Consider the following 241-nt stretch of genomic DNA (forward strand, 5'->3'; position numbering starts at 1 on the left):
GCGGTCCCGGGCGGCCGGGCCGGCGAGCAGCAGTTCGCCGTCGCCGGTCAGCGCGGTGCGCACCCCGGGCAGCGGGTGGCCGAGCAGATCGCCGTCGCCGTCGAACGCCGACTTCTCGCCCTCCTCGACGGCCGCCGCGGGGAACAGCTCGGTCAGCGCGTACACCCCCCAGGCCTCCCGGGCGCCCAGCCGCTTGACCCGGCGCAGCAGTTCCGCGCCGGCCGGCGCGGAACCGGTCCAC

Annotated in this window: 1 pseudogene; it reads right to left on the reverse strand. The window is 78.8% G+C overall.

Annotation, left to right across the window (positions count from 1 at the left end):
* Positions 1-241, reverse strand: a pseudogene (locus AA75_RS42605) (long-chain fatty acid--CoA ligase); the annotation flags it as partial.

Origin of the sequence: Kitasatospora sp. MBT63, from assembly GCF_000710465.2 — a bacterium.
Taxonomy (GTDB): Bacteria; Actinomycetota; Actinomycetes; order Streptomycetales; family Streptomycetaceae; genus Kitasatospora.